Below are 17703 nucleotides of genomic sequence, written 5' to 3'. Positions count from 1 at the left end.
CATTCTGAGTAAAACATTATTAACAATATTCTTTCAATGATAATAAATTGAATATGAGAAGACTTAACTATATCATCACGTTTATCCTGCTGGTGCTCATAATAGAAGCTTGCAAAAAGGATAAGACAGTTTATTCTGACCCCTATGGGGAGGGAAAGCCACCATTGGGCGTCATCCTTAGCCGCGATGCAATACCTGCACCGGCAAATGGGACGGTGGGTACCGAGGTAACATTCAAAGCCACCGGACTTATTCCTTACAAAGGCAAAATAAAGTTCATGTTTAACGGCGAACCCGGCCAGGTTACCGAAGTAACTGAATCAACTATTAAGGTAAAAGTTCCACCATTTGGCAGCACAGGTATTACGTCAATAGCAATTGACGATCAGTTAGTGCTCGGGCCGGTATTTAAGGTATCCGGATTGATTAATATCGATCCTTCTTTCAGGGCAACTGCCGGAGCAAATGGCAATGTAAACCAGGTGTATCCTCTTGCCGATGGCCGGAACCTGGTGCTGGGTTGGTTTACCAATTATGATAATAAAGGGATTATCACCCCGCTTAACCGCATTGTAAGAACATCGGCAGATGGCGAGTTTGACCGCACTTTCCGCACGGGTAAGGCAGCAAACGGATCATTATCGAGAGTAATAGAACTCGGTGGAAAATATGTGATAGCCGGAGGATTTAGCGGCTACAATCAGCGCACAGAAAACATTAGTAATATTACCACTTTAAATGTTGATGGCAGTATTGATACCATTGGCGTAAAAACCTACAGGCGCCCGTCCCAAACAGATACAACCAAATATTTTCCGAAGTTTAATGGCGGTACTAACGACTATATATCTAAAATATACAAGCATCAGAACAAAATACTGGCAACAGGGAGTTTCAGATATTATGTAAGACGGGTTTATACCGAACATAATCATGATTTTACCCGTGACACGGTGATTCTTGACAGTACGGAGATCCGGCAGATAGCCCGTTTTAACCTGGATGGGACACTTGACAAAACCTATCGTTTTAACATAGCGACAAACAAAGGCTTGCCTTCGGCAAACGGCCCTGTTGACTCGTACATGCATACCGACGCTGATCAGCTGGAAAAACTGGTGCTGTTTGGAAGTTTTACCACGTTTGATCAAAAAAACGCAGGCCGTTTAATTCGCTTAAGTGCCGATGGAAACATAGACGACTCATTTAAAACCGGGACAGGTACCGATAATAGCATTTCATCTTTAACGTACAACCCGGTAACCAAAAAATACCTGATAACAGGGATATTCAGAACATACGATGGCAAACCGGCCATCAGCATGGCGCTGATTAATTTGGATGGTAGTCTTGATCAAACTTTCGTAGCTAAAACATTTGAGGGAGGCTATCCTGGTTTTGCCCGGCAGCTTAATGATGGACTGGTAGTAGTTAGTGGCAGCTTTAAAAAGTATAATAACGTTACCCGCAATGGTTTTATGGTACTAAATACCAAAGGTGAACTTGCCGGGAATTACAATACTACAGGACCATTTTCAGGTACATTGTCTGATATCATTGAAACCAAATCGACTGATGGAAAGCGGGCGTTATTGCTGATTGGTGGTTTTGACCATTTTGATAATATTCAGGTTAGCAATATTATACGCGTTACCATCGAATAAATTTTAATTGAACTTATAATCTATAAAGAAATGCAGAACAGGAAAAAATACAAACAGATCATTTTTTCAATTATTTGTGCATTGGCTGTTGCTACAATATCATGTAATAAGGATTTTGTGCGCACGCTGCCCGATAAAAATTATACTGATACCGCCAAAGCAACATCCGGCGAACGTAAGGTTTTGTACCTGATTGTTGACGGGGCACGGGGCTCATCAGTAAATAGTGCCAATGTGCCTAATATTAAAGCATTACTGCCCAGTTCAATTTACAGTTGGGTTGCATTGAGCGATCCGGACTCGACCCGCGATGTAAGCAACTGGGCCAATATGCTAACCGGCGTAAAAAAGAAAAGCACAAGATCTTGTCGGATGATTTTGCCGGCAACAACCTGGCAACTTATCCTGTGTTTTTTGAAAGGATAAAAGAAGAAAGACCAAATGCCAAAATCGTTTCTTTTTCCTCCTCGGCTATTTTTAAAAATAAGTTAACACAGGGTGCTGCCGTAAGCGAGTTGTATAGTACTGATGAGCAAATTAAAACAGCTGTAGTTAATGACCTGAATACCGACACGGCACAATTGATAGTTGGCCATTTTAATGATATTAAAGAAGCAGGTGTCAAATATGGATTCGACAATTCATCGTCGCAATACAAAGCTTCTATCGAAAAATTTGACGGTTACGTAGGTGAGATTATTAATGCCCTGAAAAAAGGAAAAATTATGCCAATGAAGATTGGCTGGTAGTGATTGCGTCGAGCGGTGGTGGTAAATTCAATATCCCGGTTACCGAGAACGATAATACAGTTTTCAGTAACACCGCCGCCAATACATTTACTATCTATTACAATCCAAAATATAAACAAAGAATAATAGGTAAACCATTTACCGGCAACAGGTATTTGGGGCGCACAGTACGTTTGAAAGATACGGGAGTGAGAGCCGAGATAGATACAGCTGATATCTTTAACATCGATGATACTACCAAGTTCACCATCGAGCTAAAAGTTAAGAAGAATGAGGATAAATTCTTTTGGCCAAGTATTCTCGGGAAAAGAGCGCAATGGTCGGCAGGTCATCCGGGTGTTGGCTGGGTGATTTATCTGGAAGATGCTTACTGGTATTTTGAATACCGGGGGACTAAGGATAACGATTATCATCAATGCCGTGGCGGCGATTTACAAAAGGGCAGATGGCAAAACCTGTCGGTTAAATGTGAAATACGCGCGGGCAGACGATATATCAGAACGTATACCGACGGGGTTTTTAATAATGAGCTGGATGTAACCTCATCAGGAAGTTTTAGTAACAGTAGCCCTTTAAAGTTAGGCTATTTAAATGGTACCGGGCATGGTACACCTGATGTGTATGTAACCGACATCAGATTTTTCAAGGTCGACGTACCCGATGCCGTGATTGGAAATTATGCCTGCGAAACATCCATTAGCGAAGGTCATCCTTATTATACCTTTTTGGCAGCATATTGGCCGGGCACAGATGGCCAGGGCGACAAGATCAGGGATGTTGGCCCGCAGGCCCGCGACTTTCAATTAAAAGGCCCTTATCAATGGGAAGATTTTAATGATCTGATTTGTCCGCCGCCGGCAGGGGCACTGGCCATATTTGTTCCGCAAACGGCAGATATTCCGGCACAAATAATAAACTGGTTCAGAATACCTAACAGGCAGGCCTGGGGGCTTGACGGCCGCGTTTGGCTTGATCAGTAAATTTAACCATTACAAACTAAAATATTTGATGATGAAAAAATACAGATATATCTTGTTTATCGGGTTAATTGCCCTGATAGCGGGAGCCTGCAAGCAAAATGATCTTGATGAGCTGAAGCCAATTCAAAATACCGACAGAAACGTTTCCGGCGCAGGAGCCAATACTGGTGATGCAACTGCTGGTAACGAAATAGTTAAAGTTCCATTTAAAATATCCTTATCAGGACCGGCAACCAAAGCATTCCAGGTAGGTATAACATTTAATAATGATACGGTAACCAAACTGATAGCAAATGGTACACTTAAAAATACAGTGGTATTACCTGCGGGTGCAATTGATTATCCCGGCGTAATCAATGTAGCATTTGGGTCAGATACAGCAACTGCCGTTGCCAGCGTCAGGTTATCGGCCATAGAAGCTAACTATGGCAAAAACATAGCTTTTGCATTTAAGCTTACGAATCCGGGTAAAGGCAACCAAATTAAAGGATCGCAATCAAATATCCTGGTGGTGCTTGATACCAAAAAGCTTATTAAAGAGAGTGATATTCATTATGTGTCGCTTTTGAATGGCGGTGGCATTATGGATGTTGACTATCAGAAAAACTACACTACGTCGCCTGCAGGTATCACTATTCCGTTAACTGTAAACCTGGCAGGTGTACCGGCCGGTGCGTTTAATGTTCATGTGAAATTAAACATGGATACCATTACAACTTTGGTAAGTAAAAAAGTGCTGCCTGATAACACTATCGCACTTAACCCCGATCAATTTTCTATTGATACCCTGATTAGGGTAAATTCCAACGCCAGTACAGCGGTGGTACGCTTATCAATAGGATGGCCTGTTTTTGATGCCAATATAGTTGCCAATAAACGTTTTGGTTTTGTGGTGAGTTTGGTTAATCCGTCAAAACATATATTGCATCCAATAAAAAGCAAGTTGATCGTTTTGGTGGAGCCAGAGGTTAACCTTGATAATAACTCTTACATCACCGGAAACGGAACAGGCTTAAAAGCGGAGTACTTTTCAAACAACCAACTGCTTGATTTTGATGGCAGAAAGCCCGATCTGGTACAAATAGAACCCACTATTGATTGGCCTAATGACGGGGTTTGGCAAGCCGCCATACCAAGTATAAGTCATGATAATTTCTCGACCAGGTGGACTGGCGAGTTCCTTGCACCCGTTCGGGGTGAATACGTGTTCTGGCAGAACGAATGGGACGACGGATCAAGATTATATATAGATGGCAAGGCCATTATTAATGATTTCACTACCGAGTGGGATAAGGATAGCCGTACCGCCAAAATATTTCTGGAACGCGGTAAACGCTATAAAATAGAAGCCGATCATCGCGAAAACGTGGGTGGCCAGCGTGCACGTTTAACTTTTGAAGTTCCGTCGGCCGGCATCAACGGTAGAAGAATAGTACCACAAAGCCAATTATTCCCCGCCCCTTAAGCCAGCTACGCTAATTGATCAATGAAAATTAAGGACATGAAAAAAACATTGCATATTATCTCGGTATTTTCAACGGTAGCCCTGTTGTTTGCCGGGTGTAAAAAAGATAAGCCAGCGCCCCAACCCGAACCAGATGAGCCCAAACCCATCGCAGGTTTCACAGTGGCCCGGACAGATAGCGTTGATTTTTTAAGCTATCAGTTTACCAGTACATCCATCAATTATAAAGATATCCTGTGGCAATTTGGCGACGATAGCACATCGGCAGAAAAAGCACCGAAGCACAGATATGCCTTTGATGGCTTATATCACGTGACATTAACGGCCAGAAATTCACAGGGATACTCAGCTGCCCGGGAAATAATATTGAACGTTGCCGACCCTAATTTTGACCGCACCAAGGTTGGTGAAAGTTATTTTGCTACCATAGGCGGTACATTGACTGTATCACGCGACAATGGCGGCGGCCCAAATGCAAATGAGGGGTCACTAAAAGTGGTTGACGGCGATCCGAATACCAAGTTTTTTCAATCAGGGTTCTCAGGCGACCTGGTGATGAAATATGAGCTTAAAACACCTGCCGTTGCAGGAGCATATACCATGACATCGGCAAATGACTCTCCTGACCGTGACCCGAAAGGATGGATCCTCCAGGGTTCTGAGGACGGAATACGCTGGATAAACCTGCACAGCAAGAACAACGAAGTTTTTGCCAACCGCTTTCAACGGATCTTATATCATTTTAATAATAATGTTGCCTATAAATTTTATAGGATAAGCATTAAGACCAATAATGGCAGTCGTGACTTCCAGATGGCTGAGTGGACGGTTAATAAAAAGCAGCCATAAAATTGGTTATTTGTAACAACGATCCATGGAATGTTCGATCTGATGTTACGTAAGTTCATTCGCATGGTCAACAGTTTTAAGGAATAAGGCCCGGGAGTGTAGTATCCGGGCTTATTCCTTAGGTATTCGATCGTATAAAGTGTAGTAGCATAACTTAATCCGTCAATTATCAACACTTATGCTAAGTTGCTTTCACTAAACTATCACCAGCCGGTGATGATGTGCCCTGACTTTCTTCCCCGCATACCTGGCAACACCGCGCGGACCAGGTTCGGCACACCGAACACATTGGTGTAATACTGTCGCCTCACTTCTTCATTCGAAGCTTCTTCAATGGCGCCAACGATGCCGAAACCGGCATTATTGAGGAGGACATCGATCTGCCCGAACTGCTCGAGGGCCTTGCTGCCCCCTTGTTTTACTTCGGCCTCTTTGGTGACATCCAGAATCACAACCAACAGGTCTGCCGGGTTGCCCAGGGCAACCTTTAGGCCGGCGGCATCATTACGGACGGTAGCAATGACCTTGTCGCCCGCTGCAAGAACGGTTTTAACGATTTACAGGCCTAAGCCTTTGCTGGCACCTGTGATTAGCCGAATTTTCTGTTTCATGGTTTTGATTTTAAATGATTTACCGATTTCTTATGCACCAAAGGTAGCCCGGTGCCGGCCAGTGCTGCTAACCCGGATCGCACGAATACTGGCACAGATTTACCGTTTAGCTGAACACCGCTTTGTTCTTTCTGAAAAAATGGGACAGTGTCTCCGGCTGCTGGCCGGTGATGGTTTCAATTAGGTCGTTTGTCCCGGCGAAAACGCCGTTTACACAATCTTCCGCGACGTGGGTCACGTGCTGGATGAAATGTTCGCTGGCCGGTCTTTTGGCATTACATTCAAAAAATTGAGCTATGGTCACGGGTTGGTACCGGATCGTTCTTCCCAGTTCGCCGGATATGACCGCAGCCATTTCTGCCAGGCTGTATTCCTGCGGGCCGTAAAGCCGAAGGATCTGCCCGGCATAGGGGGTTATATTGGTGGCTACTTTGGCGACTACGCGCCCCAGGTCCGCAGAATCAACCGGTGCCCAACGTCCGTTGCCGAAAGGCAATGCGATTTCGTTGTTTTCCCGGATTAGGTCGCGGATATACAAGAACCAATCGTCAAAAAAGGTAGGCCTTAAATGAACGCTGGGAATGCCGGTAGCGTTGAGCAATTGCTCTCCTGCCCAATGATCCTGGGCTGCGTTGCTTTTGGCTTCTCGCCTGGCGGATATCTGCGACATATTGACGATGCCTTTCAGTCCATTCTCCTTAGCGGCTATGGCAAAATAAGCGGTAGCCTGTAATACGCCGGGCACCAAAACGGGGTAACACAAGTATGCGGTGTCGATGCCCTGCATGGCTGCAGTGATGTCGTCGAGGTTCAACAGGTCACCGGCTACCACCTCAACGCCTTTGGCAGCCAGTCGCGCCGAACGTTCATCCGGTTGATGGACGAGCGCCCGCACTGGATAGCCCATTTTTAATAGTTCATCGATGGCGGCGCCACCACTCTTGCCGGTCGCGCCGGTGATGAGTACTTTGATTTGCTTTTCCATTTGTTTTATATTGAATGATCAAAGATAGCCCGGACCTGGCGGGGGCTGCTAACCCGGAATGCTGAATTACTGACACAGATTGTCGGGGCTTTAAGGAGGCATTATTGTTTGGTAAGTAAATCAACTATTGGCTAACCAGCCCTGCAGTACAGGGCTGGTGTCATTAATGCGCGTAATATGGTGAGATCATCAGGTAAACGATAACACCCGTAAGGCTGACGTAAAGCCAGATGGGCATTGTCCAGCGGGCCACTTTATGATGACGGTTGATCTCGTCTTTGAGGGCCAGCGCTATGGTGTATATCGCCAGCGGTACGATGATGATGGCCAGGAGGATATGCGTGGTAAGGATAAAATAATACACATATTGCAGGGTGCCTTTGCCTCCGTATCTGGTAGATGGTGTGGTAAAATGATAGGCCAGGTAGCTGATTAGGAACAGGCTGGTCGCGGTAAAGGCGATTCCTATGAAACGCCGGTGCCAGTCGCGGCGTTTACGCCGAATGGCTATCAGTGCGGCCAGTAAGGCCACAAAGGTAAGGCCATTTAAAATGGCATTGATCTGTGGCAGTAGCATAATTTTTATGCCGCCAGGTAGTGCTGCTTTGGGTAAAAAAGCCGAGAGGGCGATCAATCCGTTGATCGCCAGGGCCAGCGCCCAGATCCATCGTTGGTAGTTTTTCATTAGTCGGCAAAAGGGGCGCTATTAAAAAAGGCCTGCGGAACTGGGATGTTGAGCTGGCCGGTCCGGTGATGCTCGATGCAGGCGCACATATGGAAACGGTGCGGGTAGGGCTGCTTACGTTCGAACTCGTTCTCGAACAGTTCGAGGAAGCCTTGTTTGAAACCCAGCCGTGGATAATGCTGTACGACATCGTCTACTGCCTGGGCATCCAGTTCGAACCCAGCCGGCAGCCCGGTAATATCATAAAGGATGCCGTATTGCAGCATGCGCGTCGCATCATCTTTAAACAGGTTAAGGTCGCCAACGTGCAGCGCGATGTTGTGCCATACTTTCCAGGCGCGCTCGTCGCTCACGCCGTGTTCAAGCAGGAATTGCCTTGCGGCTTCGGCGCCTTCGATCTCGAAGCGGTTTTGGCCGGGCACGGATGATGTAAAACCGAGATCATGCAGAACAGCGGAAAGAAACAGAAGCTCCTGGTCTGCCGCTACCTGGTGCTTTTTGGCGAACAGGTCGGCAAAATGATAACAGCGCATAACGTGGTTGAACAGCATCGGGCTGGAGACGCTGCGTGCATAAGCTTCCGCCGCGCGGACCGGTGGTGTATCCGGTTTTAAAATTATTGAATTCATGAACTAAAGATTAAAATGAACAGGCGGGTCGCCGAACAAGGCTCGCCTGCTTGCAGGTTATTGATTTTCGCCCGGGATATCACGGGCGATCTCGGTGAGCTGACCGCTGTTGATCTCATAAAAGAAACCATACAATTTGATATTTTTGGGCACCAGCGGACTGTTGCGCAGCAGTTCCAGGTCGTGTTTAACGGATTGCTCGAAGTCAAGTATGGCCATGCTGTCATGATCGATCAGTGTTGCGATGTCGGCATGGTGATGCTCATGAAACGAATGAATGAGATGTTCCGGCTCAAAGGCGGTAGCGCCACAGAACGAGTGGTGAACCACAACTACCTTCTCAAAATGAAAGAGATAGTCCATAGTAGCGACGGATTGCAGCGCAGAGAAGGCGCGGCCGCCGGCATTGGATACCGTGAACATCGTGCGGGTATTACCCACCCGGTTACCGTCGGCGTCAAGGATGTTTTCGCCCGGGTACACTTCGTCTCCGAAGTAGTTGGCCACCGCTTGCGGTATTTCCGAAGCGCGGGGGTCGAAGCAATGAATGACTATGGTTTTCATGGGAATGGCTTGATTAAAGCCTTCGAAATGTTCTTGGTCGAACCAGGGTTGCTTCCTGAATTCGAATTGACTAAGATTTGTCATGTCTGTGAATTTTGTTGGATCAAAAGTAAACAGATCTGTATACTTTTGCAATTAAAAGTAAACAGAACTGTCTACTTTTACATTCCGCTGATAATCCATGCACTTAAAATTTTTAATTTTGAATATGGCAGATACACTTAGCTCCTTCAGGGATTTGCGGACTGAGAAGATCGAAGAACTGAAACCACGCGAACGGATACTAAAGACCGCGATTCGTCTTTTTAATGAACATGATGTACACACGATCGGCATTGACCGGATCATTGCGGAGAGCCAGGTATCTAAAAGAACTTTTTACAGTTATTTCCCTTCAAAATCTGATCTGACCGCAGCTTACCTGGAGTTTTGGGACGCTTTCCGGTTTGATATTCTGGAAAAACGGGTGGGGGCAGCAAGTAATGAGCCTAAAGCGGAGTTGTTGGCTGCTTTTGACGCGGTGGATGACTGGATCGCGGACCCGGATTTCAATGGCTGTGTTTTTACGCGTGGCTTGAGTGATTTTAGCACAGACGAAGAAAAGCCGCTTCGGGCAAAGGTAGACCGGCACCTGGAAAAAGCATCAGCGTTTATTCAGGAACGTTTAAGTCAATTGGTTGAACCTGCTCAGGCCAAAACCCTACTACCACAGTTACTTAGTCTCATCCTGGGAGCAATGGTGGTAGCACAGGCGACCGGTCGGAAAGACACGGCGAAACTCAACAAGGCTGCGGCGACACATTTGCTCAACGTCTGATCACCTAACCGTTGATTACTTGAATGAAGCCTAAACTCCATCGGCGATTGTCGTGTCTTAGTGGATATCCAGGAGCCATTGATCAATGTGTTCCGGAGAAGGGATCATTGCATTCTGTAACACTTTTACATACTATCTTTCTGAATTACATATTTAAATTTAGGTATTATCGACACAACTGTTTATCTGATGAACGCGAAATAACGTGGTCAGGTATGCTGCAATCTCCACCAAGTAGCCTTTTTCAAATTCTCGAACCGCGTAAATCTTCTTAAATGCTTGATGAAAAATGCATTGATTCTATCAAGTGGTTAACTGATTCGAAAAGCGCCCACTTGGATTTTTCTATTTGTTTTGTATACAAGACACATTTAAGGCTTTTCACTTTACCAACGGCAATAGGTGTCCCAAGTGGGATATAGGCAAATGTGGACCGAATAGATTTTTTGCATTGCGGATTTTATGATTAGTAAAGGAATTAAAAAAAACGGCATTTAAATCAGTTTTACTTTCGCGCTTGTTGCAAATACATTAGAGTTTGTTGCGTTGATTGACTCAAAAAACGCTTGATCTGGCTTAATCTATGTAGCTGCGGAGCTTTTTTCAAAAAATATTGAATTCCGCAACGGTGGGCAGGTGGTTCCATTTTTCGCTATAGATGCTCACGCGGTGCTGGAAGTAAATATGAGTAATAGTGCTAAAAAGCGGTATCAATGTCGTGAAGGAAAAAGTTGTTGAGGCATACAGCGAAAAAAACAAAATGGCTTCCCTTTTATTTATCCCGCAATTTGGTTGATTGCTAAAAATATTAGTATTTTTGGTTGGTATGAATGTAGACAGGATAACGGAAAAGCTTAATATTTTGGCCGACGCGGCTAAATATGATGTTTCATGTGCATCGAGCGGAAGTAACAGGAAAAATAAGGACAAGGGTTTGGGAAATGCCAGTAACGGAATTTGCCATAGTTATACGGAAGATGGGCGTTGTGTTTCGTTATTGAAGATCCTGCTTACCAATCATTGTATTTTTGATTGCGCATATTGTGTGTCTCGGAAGAATAATGATATCAAACGGGCCGCGTTCACGGTACAGGAAGTAGTTGACCTTACCATTAACTTTTATCGCCGCAATTACATTGAAGGCTTGTTTTTAAGCTCTGGTATTTTTAAAAATGCTGATTATACCATGGAGCGATTAGTGCACGTAGCAAAAAAACTCCGAACTGAGCATAACTTTAACGGATACATCCACTTAAAATCCATTCCGGGTGCAAGTGCGGAGCTAATGCAGGAGGCCGGGTTATATGCCGACAGGCTCAGTGTGAATTTAGAAATGCCTACAGAAGCCGGATTGAAACTGCTTGCACCTGATAAAAACCGGCAGGACATGATTGACCCGATGCATTTTTTGAATCAGGAGATCATCCGAAACACAGAAGAGAAAAAGCTTTTCAAAAACGCCCCCATGTTTGCACCTGCAGGGCAAAGTACCCAGGTAATTGTTGGTGCCACACCCGAAAGCGATCAGCAGGTGCTGCAATCGGCTAATTATTTCTATAAAAATTTTAACTTAAAACGGGTATATTATTCGGGTTATGTACCTGTGCTGGCCGATAAGCGGCTTCCTGCCCTTAATACCGCGGTGCCGCTGGTGCGCGAAAATCGTCTTTATCAGGCCGACTGGCTCATGCGTTTTTATGGTTTCCATGTAAACGAGATCGTCAATAATCAAAACCCGTTACTTGATCTGGATATTGATCCCAAACTCAGTTGGGCAATCCGCAATATGCAGGCTTTTCCTATTGATATCAATAAGGCCGATTTGCAACTGATCCTCCGGGTGCCGGGTATCGGTTTGTTATCGGCACAAAAAATTTTGGCTGCACGTAAATTTGCCGGGCTGGGCTGGGAACAGCTAAAAAAAATAGGAGTGGCCATTAACCGGGCGCGATACTTTATTACCTGCAAAAGCAATGAATTTGAACGGCGCGATTTAACGGGGCAAAACATTAAGCAATTTATTATGGCCCAATCGCAAAGCAAGTACATTAAAAATACACAAACCCAACTTAACCTGTTTTAATATGAACACGCTGGTTTATGACGGAACGTTTGAGGGGCTGCTTACAGCTGTATTCGAGATTTACGAACGCAAACTGTATCCTGTAAAGTTATTGAAAGGGGAGTGGCGCAGCGGTGCGTTGTTTGAAGAGATAATTCCTATTGTTACTGACGAGGCGCGCGCCGGCCGGGTATTAAAGGGATTGCGGAAAAAACTTTCAGCTGCCGGGGTGCAGCGCCTTTACATTAGTCACATGGCCGAAATTGCCGGCGAAGACTGCAACGTGCTTGGTTTTATCCGTCATGTTTTTGACAGCGACCAAAATATTGAAGAAGATTATGGCAATAAATATGTAATGCGCCTGTCGGAAATTTTAAAAATGGTGCGGCGCGAAAAACACAGGATGGAAGCTTTTGTTAGGTTTCAAAAACTGAATGACGGAACTTTTTATGCTGCCATTGAGCCTGATTTTAATGTATTGCCATTGTTGATTAAGCATTTCAAAAGCCGCTATACCGATCAAAAATGGATGATCTATGATACTAAAAGAAATTATGGGCTGTACTACGATCTTCATGACACGCAATTCATCGAAATGAATTTTGATGAGTTAAGTAAACCGGTTAATGTAATTGCGGCTTATAGTGAGGACGAAGGTGTCTATCAAAACCTTTGGAAGAATTATTTTAATAGTATAAACATCGCTTCACGCAAAAATACCAGGCTTCATGTGCGTCATATTCCCAGGCGATATTGGCGGCATTTAACAGAGAAAATTTAACGTTTTTAAGATTTTGAGCATTTTTTCTTTTTCGATACAAATGGTTTTTCATGCATTTTGTTAATAAAGGTTGATGTTAATAATGTAGTCTGTATTTCAGTTAATTACCCTAATTTATACTTGAGAAGGACTGAAATTCAATGTTGATAAGTGTTGATTTGTTGTTAATAAACTGTTAATAAAAATAATCAAAAATATTTGCCAAATCACGGTAATGTCCCGATATTGTAATCATCAAGAACGACGTACTTTGACAGCCTTTCAGGAAAACAGAAATTGAATCGGGTGAACCTTCGGGGGAACTAAAGATCAAGGGAAGTCCCTGAGTTGCAAGAAAAAATGAAAAAGGCGAAAGTCTTTTGAAAAAAGAAAGCAATTAAAGGAGGTACCGGAATTAAGAAGAAGAACTCCACGGAGGGAAACAACAGAAACCGGTGACATTGAAAATAGTCGACCGCTCGTGAGAGCAACGGACGAAGATCATGTCGGTAAGAGATACACAAAACTTGATGCTGTTGGGCAACTACGGTTAAACAACAGTTTGGAAACGGGAGTTCAAATCGCAAGAGATGACTCCCGTTTTCGCTTTTACAGGTTTTTTGTTTGAGGAGAAATTTTTCTTCAAACCTTAAAATCGTTATTTTAGGCGGATATGAAGGACGGTCAGCGTAACCAGAAGAAAATATTTGTTTTAGATACTTCTGTGATCCTGTATGATCACAACGCATTTCAAAACTTTCAGGAGCACGATGTTGCCATACCCATCCAGGTATTGGAAGAGCTCGATAATAAAAAGAACGGTAATGATACCCGCAACTTTGAAGCCCGAAGCTTTATCCGGTTGATGGATGACCTGTCGCACAATGGACTGATCAACGAATGGATCCCGCTTAATGGTAAAACCAAAGGCAGCTTTAAAGTTGCCATGGATACTAAAACTACCGGCCAGGATGCCGAGCAGATTTTTGGTTCAGATAAAACTGATCACCGTATCCTCAACGCGGCCCTTGGCTTACAGGAAGAAAATCCTGGCAAAAAGGTAGTGTTGGTATCAAAAGATATTTGCCTTCGCCTCAAAGCCAAAGCCCTTAACCTGCATGCCGAAGATTATGAAACGGGCAAGATCAAAAACCTGGAGGAACTTTATACGGGTAAAACGGATGTAGATAAGGTGACGGAAAAACTGATCACCACTCTGAATAAAAATGAAAATTTACCGGCCGAAAATTTAAAGATAGGTTCGTATACCAACAATCACTTTTATGTATTAAAAGGAAAAAAGGCGATACTGTAGGTTTTTACAATTCACAAACTAAGCAGCTTGAAAAAGTTACCGAGCAGCCTGTTTTAAATATTCACCCTCGTAATATCGAGCAGTCTTTTGCTATTCATGCGTTATTGCACCCGGATATAAAATTAGTAACTATACAAGGAAACGCCGGCACGGGTAAAACGCTATTAGCTTTGGCCAGCGCGCTCGAGCAACGTAAATATTATCGTCAAATCTTTGTTACCCGCCCTATTGTTCCTTTAAGCAATAAAGACATAGGCTTTTTGCCTGGCGATATTAAATCAAAGATTGATCCTTATATGGCCCCGATATGGGATAACCTAAAATTTATAAAGGATCAGTTCGGTGACGACGAAAAAATGCAGGCCAAAATTGATGAGTTAGTCAATAATGATAAAATCTCGATAGCTCCACTGGCTTTTATTCGCGGGCGCACGCTCAGTAAGATATTCTTTATTGTTGATGAAGCGCAAAACCTCACCCCGCACGAGGTGAAAACTATCATATCCAGGGCCGGAGAGAACAGCAAATTTGTATTTACAGGTGACATTTACCAGATAGATACCCCATATCTCGATGCCGAAAGTAACGGACTGTCGTATTTAATAGATAAAGCAAAAGGGCATCCGCTTTATGCTCACATCACCCTGCAAAAAGGGGAGAGGAGCGAACTGGCCAATTTGGCTACGGAGTTGTTGTAAAAATCAGCCTTACTTAGTTTTAAAACCTCGTAAGGCTTTACGCTTTTATATATAATTCGCTCCCTAAATTCCTGGAGTCCAAACACTGAGCGTGATATCCGCTTTTCAATCAGGATTAACTTTTTAAAACTTCATAAGTCTTTCCTGTGTATCTTTAGGAAATAAACCTACGCGCTTATGAAAATATCAAAATACCTTCATTCATGCCTGCTTTTTGAATTAGACGGTTATCAGCTCTTGTTTGACCCCGGAAAGTTTTCATTTGCCGAAGGTTTGGTTACACCGCAATTGTTTGTTGATGTAAGAACTATTGTGATCACCCATATCCACCCCGATCATTTCGATATAGATATCTTAAAAATTATTGTAGAGTTAAGCGGCGCAGTAGTTGTCACTAATTCGCAGGTAGGAAGGGAATTAGATAAGATCAATTTAAAATATATAATTCTTGAAGAAGGCACCCATCGGGCCGGGCCATTTAAACTCCAGGCTTTCCCGGTGAGGCACGAACTTATCATGGATAATCCACTACCGCAAATGACCGGCTTCCTAATCAATAACAAAGTATTGCACCCCGTTGATTCGATGGAAGAGAAGCTTTTGAATTTTAAAGGTATCGAGTTGCTGATCATGGTTTCGATGGCTCCATTTGCCAATGAACCAACAATTTCGGCCTTTGCCGATGAGCTGCATCCTAAGCAAATTTTGCCTGTGCACGACGGGTTTGCTAAAGATTTTTTCATACTTCAGCGTTATGCCGCGTACAAAAAACATTTTGACAATCAAGGAATCAAGTTTCATGAAATTTATAAAGTAGGGGATGGGATAAGTCTTTAATAAGAAGCCTTAAGTTCCAAGAACTGTTTAAATGTGGTTGTTTTTAATTTTAGAGACGCATAATTGCGTCTCCCGCATGCAATTTACGGTGGTAAGATGGCCTGCAAAAGCGATTGTCCTACCGGAGACGCAATTATGCGTCTCTACCTGAAAAAATCTTGAATCGTTTTTAAACAGCTTCTAAGTGGGAAGTCTTAGCGAGATAACCATAACTGAGAACCTGAGACCATAAAAATATAACCCTGTATAAAAAGAAACCCCCGCCGAGAGGCGGGGTTCTTTGCGGGCTCAGCCTCCTGCTAAGCCGACCCGCGTTAACCTTATCACAATGCTAAGGTGAGGATTAATAATGAAGAAAACATGAACATTAATTGCCGTTAATTTTTCATCTTAGCGAAAAACATACTTTTAGCTAATGCAGAAACCCGATAGCCTCATTTTTGATATGGACGGAACCCTTTGGGATGCCGTTGACACCTACGCCGAATCATGGAACCTGATATTTCAAAAGCTTGACATTCAAAGGACTATTAAACGAGATGAACTGCTGCACGTGATAGGTATGGATGGTAAAAAACTTACCCGGGTAATGCTGCCCGAATTTGATGAGGAAAAGGGGATGGAGATCTACAATGCTGTAAACCAGGTAAGACGCGAAATATTGCCAACCAGCGGTGGTATTATGTACGGTGGGGTTACAGAGGGTTTAAAACAATTGGCAAGCAAATACAAACTTTTTGTTTTAAGCAATTGCGCGGTAGGTATCATACCGCTGTTTTTAACGTGGGCAGGCATTAATGAGGTTATTACAGATAGCATGGCTTATGGCACCAACCAGATGCCTAAAAACCATAATATGCATCTGCTCATGAATAAACACAATTTGCAGAACCCGATTTACATAGGCGATACTAATGGCGATGCTGAACAAACGCGCCTTGCCGGTATACCATTTGTGTTTGTTAGTTACGGTTTTGGCAATACCGATGACTATGATAATAAGTTTGACGATTTTGAATCCCTTACCCAATATTATTTGAGTTTGTAAGTTTAGTTTACATGAAAAGCGTATCACTGCTTATCTTATTTCTCACTGTCCTGTGCGGCCCGGTAATGGGCCAGCATGCTACTGTTGAATCAGAACAGTGGATAACCGAAGATCTCGGTTATCTTTATTTTAATAGCGGCAAGGTTTATTTTAATTTGGATGGATATAAGAAACACGAAAACAAATACCAAATAGAGCATGATACGCTTAAAATAATTGATACATATACTACCAGTGCAGATAATTTTAAACAACAGCATATTGACGTTTTTAAGTTTATCATCAATTATTTCGATGGCAAGAAATTAACTATTAAAGCTGTTAATGATAATGCTGTAAAATTAGCCGGTCGCCCTCCCTTGCAGTTTAAAAACTATAAATCCAGTTTTGATAATGGGATCAAATTTTCAAAACTTCGTTTCCTATCCTCAACCTGTTATGGCAATTGCCCTCAATTACTGATTAATATTTGGGCAGATGGTACGTATCGTTTAAAAGGGGGCGAATTTGCTGACCCCTACAAAGGTGATTATGCCGGAAAGCTTACCAGGCTACAGCTCGATAGCCTGAACTATTGGCTAAAACGGAGTGAATTAAAAAAGATGTACGATTGGAAACAGGGTAGCCAGGTTACAGATGCACCTAATTATTACCTGGATATCGATTTTGAAAACAATAAGGACAAACTTACGCTAACTACAAATGATCCACCTTTTAACCTAACTGGTTTGGTTACCTTTTTAGTGGAGTCTTTTAAAAAAGTAAACCTCACGAAAATTAAAGAAGGAGAGAAGCCGGCAAACTAAACAGGCCATTGTCATGATATAAATGTTTGCTTACCTGCTAAGTTTTTGTAGCTTAGTTAGCAAATAAAATCTCCGATGAAAACAAAAACCAAGGTTATTATCACCCTTATATTACTACTGATTATAGTAGGCTTTTTTACTATCGATATTATTTTGTTTTTGGCGAGGGAACTAAAGCC

Annotated in this window: 19 protein-coding genes; 14 read left to right on the top strand and 5 right to left on the bottom strand. The window is 43.2% G+C overall.

The features are described from left to right. Positions 1 to 53 precede the first annotated feature (53 nt). The 6 genes from ACQ86K_RS17485 to ACQ86K_RS17460 are packed head-to-tail and all read left to right on the top strand — an operon-like array spanning position 54 to position 5707. Positions 54 to 1664, top strand: coding sequence for a DUF5008 domain-containing protein (locus tag ACQ86K_RS17485; RefSeq protein ID WP_091162802.1), 1611 nt, complete (start codon positions 54 to 56; stop codon positions 1662 to 1664). Positions 1665 to 1694: 30 nt separating this feature from the next. Beyond that, on the top strand, positions 1695 to 2090 hold the full coding sequence (locus ACQ86K_RS17480; RefSeq protein WP_431198429.1) for a hypothetical protein: 396 nt from the start codon (positions 1695 to 1697) through the stop codon (positions 2088 to 2090). Beyond that, positions 2072 to 2413, top strand: coding sequence for an alkaline phosphatase family protein (locus tag ACQ86K_RS17475; RefSeq protein WP_431198428.1), 342 nt, complete (start codon positions 2072 to 2074; stop codon positions 2411 to 2413). Before ACQ86K_RS17480 ends, ACQ86K_RS17475 begins: the two co-directional genes overlap by 19 nt. Next, the gene (locus tag ACQ86K_RS17470; protein ID WP_431198427.1) at positions 2413 to 3393 is read left to right on the top strand and encodes a DUF4983 domain-containing protein; all 981 of its coding nucleotides are present in this window, start codon (positions 2413 to 2415) and stop codon (positions 3391 to 3393) included. The genes ACQ86K_RS17475 and ACQ86K_RS17470 overlap by 1 nt, the downstream gene beginning before the upstream one ends. A 31-nt stretch (positions 3394 to 3424) precedes the next feature. Beyond that, positions 3425 to 4858, top strand: a complete 1434-nt coding sequence (locus tag ACQ86K_RS17465; protein ID WP_176844350.1) for a PA14 domain-containing protein — start codon at positions 3425 to 3427, stop codon at positions 4856 to 4858. Between the two features lie 36 nt (positions 4859 to 4894). Then, complete coding sequence (locus ACQ86K_RS17460; protein ID WP_176844351.1) at positions 4895 to 5707, top strand: PKD domain-containing protein; 813 nt, start codon at positions 4895 to 4897, stop codon at positions 5705 to 5707. Between the two features lie 203 nt (positions 5708 to 5910). On the opposite strand, the gene ACQ86K_RS17455 is transcribed toward ACQ86K_RS17460, so the two are convergent. The 5 genes from ACQ86K_RS17455 to ACQ86K_RS17435 form a co-directional block, all read right to left on the bottom strand. Next, positions 5911 to 6264 (bottom strand): SDR family NAD(P)-dependent oxidoreductase, encoded by a 354-nt coding sequence (locus tag ACQ86K_RS17455; RefSeq protein ID WP_431200880.1) that lies wholly within the window; start codon positions 6262 to 6264, stop codon positions 5911 to 5913. Between the two features lie 160 nt (positions 6265 to 6424). Further along, positions 6425 to 7303 carry an NmrA family NAD(P)-binding protein gene (locus ACQ86K_RS17450; protein WP_091162806.1) on the bottom strand — a complete coding sequence of 293 codons (879 nt, stop codon included), beginning with the start codon at positions 7301 to 7303 and terminating at the stop codon, positions 6425 to 6427. 163 nt (positions 7304 to 7466) lie between these two features. Next, positions 7467 to 7988, bottom strand: coding sequence for a DUF420 domain-containing protein (locus ACQ86K_RS17445; protein WP_091162807.1), 522 nt, complete (start codon positions 7986 to 7988; stop codon positions 7467 to 7469). After that, on the bottom strand, positions 7988 to 8617 hold the full coding sequence (locus ACQ86K_RS17440; protein ID WP_091162808.1) for an HD domain-containing protein: 630 nt from the start codon (positions 8615 to 8617) through the stop codon (positions 7988 to 7990). The genes ACQ86K_RS17445 and ACQ86K_RS17440 overlap by 1 nt, the downstream gene beginning before the upstream one ends. Positions 8618 to 8674: 57 nt before the next feature. Further along, positions 8675 to 9265 (bottom strand): carbonic anhydrase, encoded by a 591-nt coding sequence (locus tag ACQ86K_RS17435; RefSeq protein ID WP_091162809.1) that lies wholly within the window; start codon positions 9263 to 9265, stop codon positions 8675 to 8677. A 124-nt stretch (positions 9266 to 9389) separates the two neighbouring features. Here ACQ86K_RS17435 and ACQ86K_RS17430 point away from each other — a divergent pair, with 124 nt between their 5' ends. From ACQ86K_RS17430 to ACQ86K_RS17395, 8 genes are all read left to right on the top strand, one after another. Further along, complete coding sequence (locus ACQ86K_RS17430; protein WP_091162936.1) at positions 9390 to 9998, top strand: TetR/AcrR family transcriptional regulator; 609 nt, start codon at positions 9390 to 9392, stop codon at positions 9996 to 9998. 826 nt (positions 9999 to 10824) lie between these two features. Continuing rightward, positions 10825 to 12081, top strand: a complete 1257-nt coding sequence (locus ACQ86K_RS17425) for a putative DNA modification/repair radical SAM protein (RefSeq protein WP_091162810.1) — start codon at positions 10825 to 10827, stop codon at positions 12079 to 12081. 1 nt (position 12082) lies between these two features. Continuing rightward, positions 12083 to 12841 carry a TIGR03915 family putative DNA repair protein gene (locus ACQ86K_RS17420; protein ID WP_091162811.1) on the top strand — a complete coding sequence of 253 codons (759 nt, stop codon included), beginning with the start codon at positions 12083 to 12085 and terminating at the stop codon, positions 12839 to 12841. Between the two features lie 652 nt (positions 12842 to 13493). Then, complete coding sequence (locus ACQ86K_RS17415; protein WP_431198426.1) at positions 13494 to 14135, top strand: PIN domain-containing protein; 642 nt, start codon at positions 13494 to 13496, stop codon at positions 14133 to 14135. 104 nt (positions 14136 to 14239) lie between these two features. After that, positions 14240 to 14833: a PhoH family protein gene (locus tag ACQ86K_RS17410; protein WP_431198425.1), complete on the top strand. Its 594-nt coding sequence runs from the start codon at positions 14240 to 14242 to the stop codon at positions 14831 to 14833. 177 nt (positions 14834 to 15010) lie between these two features. Then, positions 15011 to 15670, top strand: coding sequence for an MBL fold metallo-hydrolase (locus ACQ86K_RS17405; RefSeq protein WP_091162812.1), 660 nt, complete (start codon positions 15011 to 15013; stop codon positions 15668 to 15670). A 415-nt stretch (positions 15671 to 16085) separates the two neighbouring features. Beyond that, positions 16086 to 16718: an HAD family hydrolase gene (locus ACQ86K_RS17400; RefSeq protein ID WP_091162813.1), complete on the top strand. Its 633-nt coding sequence runs from the start codon at positions 16086 to 16088 to the stop codon at positions 16716 to 16718. An 11-nt stretch (positions 16719 to 16729) separates the two neighbouring features. Further along, positions 16730 to 17524 carry a DUF6438 domain-containing protein gene (locus ACQ86K_RS17395; RefSeq protein ID WP_091162814.1) on the top strand — a complete coding sequence of 265 codons (795 nt, stop codon included), beginning with the start codon at positions 16730 to 16732 and terminating at the stop codon, positions 17522 to 17524. The last annotated feature ends 179 nt before the right edge of the window (positions 17525 to 17703 follow it).

It is taken from the genome of Mucilaginibacter sp. P19, assembly GCF_050632265.1.
Classification (GTDB): domain Bacteria; phylum Bacteroidota; class Bacteroidia; order Sphingobacteriales; family Sphingobacteriaceae; genus Mucilaginibacter; species Mucilaginibacter gossypii.
This window is presented reverse-complemented; position numbering and strand designations above follow the sequence as displayed.

What these genes read in the sequence shown, in the direction of transcription:
- ACQ86K_RS17485 (WP_091162802.1), top strand. Translation starts at nt 54, where the DNA reads ATGAGAAGACTTAACTATATCATCACGTTTATCCTGCTGGTGCTCATA.
- ACQ86K_RS17480 (WP_431198429.1), top strand. Translation starts at nt 1,695, where the DNA reads ATGCAGAACAGGAAAAAATACAAACAGATCATTTTTTCAATTATTTGT.
- ACQ86K_RS17465 (WP_176844350.1), top strand. Translation starts at nt 3,425, where the DNA reads ATGAAAAAATACAGATATATCTTGTTTATCGGGTTAATTGCCCTGATA.
- ACQ86K_RS17460 (WP_176844351.1), top strand. Translation starts at nt 4,895, where the DNA reads ATGAAAAAAACATTGCATATTATCTCGGTATTTTCAACGGTAGCCCTG.
- ACQ86K_RS17450 (WP_091162806.1), bottom strand. Translation starts at nt 7,303, where the DNA reads ATGGAAAAGCAAATCAAAGTACTCATCACCGGCGCGACCGGCAAGAGT.
- ACQ86K_RS17445 (WP_091162807.1), bottom strand. Translation starts at nt 7,988, where the DNA reads ATGAAAAACTACCAACGATGGATCTGGGCGCTGGCCCTGGCGATCAAC.
- ACQ86K_RS17440 (WP_091162808.1), bottom strand. Translation starts at nt 8,617, where the DNA reads ATGAATTCAATAATTTTAAAACCGGATACACCACCGGTCCGCGCGGCG.
- ACQ86K_RS17435 (WP_091162809.1), bottom strand. Translation starts at nt 9,265, where the DNA reads ATGACAAATCTTAGTCAATTCGAATTCAGGAAGCAACCCTGGTTCGAC.
- ACQ86K_RS17430 (WP_091162936.1), top strand. Translation starts at nt 9,390, where the DNA reads ATGGCAGATACACTTAGCTCCTTCAGGGATTTGCGGACTGAGAAGATC.
- ACQ86K_RS17425 (WP_091162810.1), top strand. Translation starts at nt 10,825, where the DNA reads ATGAATGTAGACAGGATAACGGAAAAGCTTAATATTTTGGCCGACGCG.
- ACQ86K_RS17420 (WP_091162811.1), top strand. Translation starts at nt 12,083, where the DNA reads ATGAACACGCTGGTTTATGACGGAACGTTTGAGGGGCTGCTTACAGCT.
- ACQ86K_RS17415 (WP_431198426.1), top strand. Translation starts at nt 13,494, where the DNA reads ATGAAGGACGGTCAGCGTAACCAGAAGAAAATATTTGTTTTAGATACT.
- ACQ86K_RS17405 (WP_091162812.1), top strand. Translation starts at nt 15,011, where the DNA reads ATGAAAATATCAAAATACCTTCATTCATGCCTGCTTTTTGAATTAGAC.
- ACQ86K_RS17400 (WP_091162813.1), top strand. Translation starts at nt 16,086, where the DNA reads ATGCAGAAACCCGATAGCCTCATTTTTGATATGGACGGAACCCTTTGG.
- ACQ86K_RS17395 (WP_091162814.1), top strand. Translation starts at nt 16,730, where the DNA reads ATGAAAAGCGTATCACTGCTTATCTTATTTCTCACTGTCCTGTGCGGC.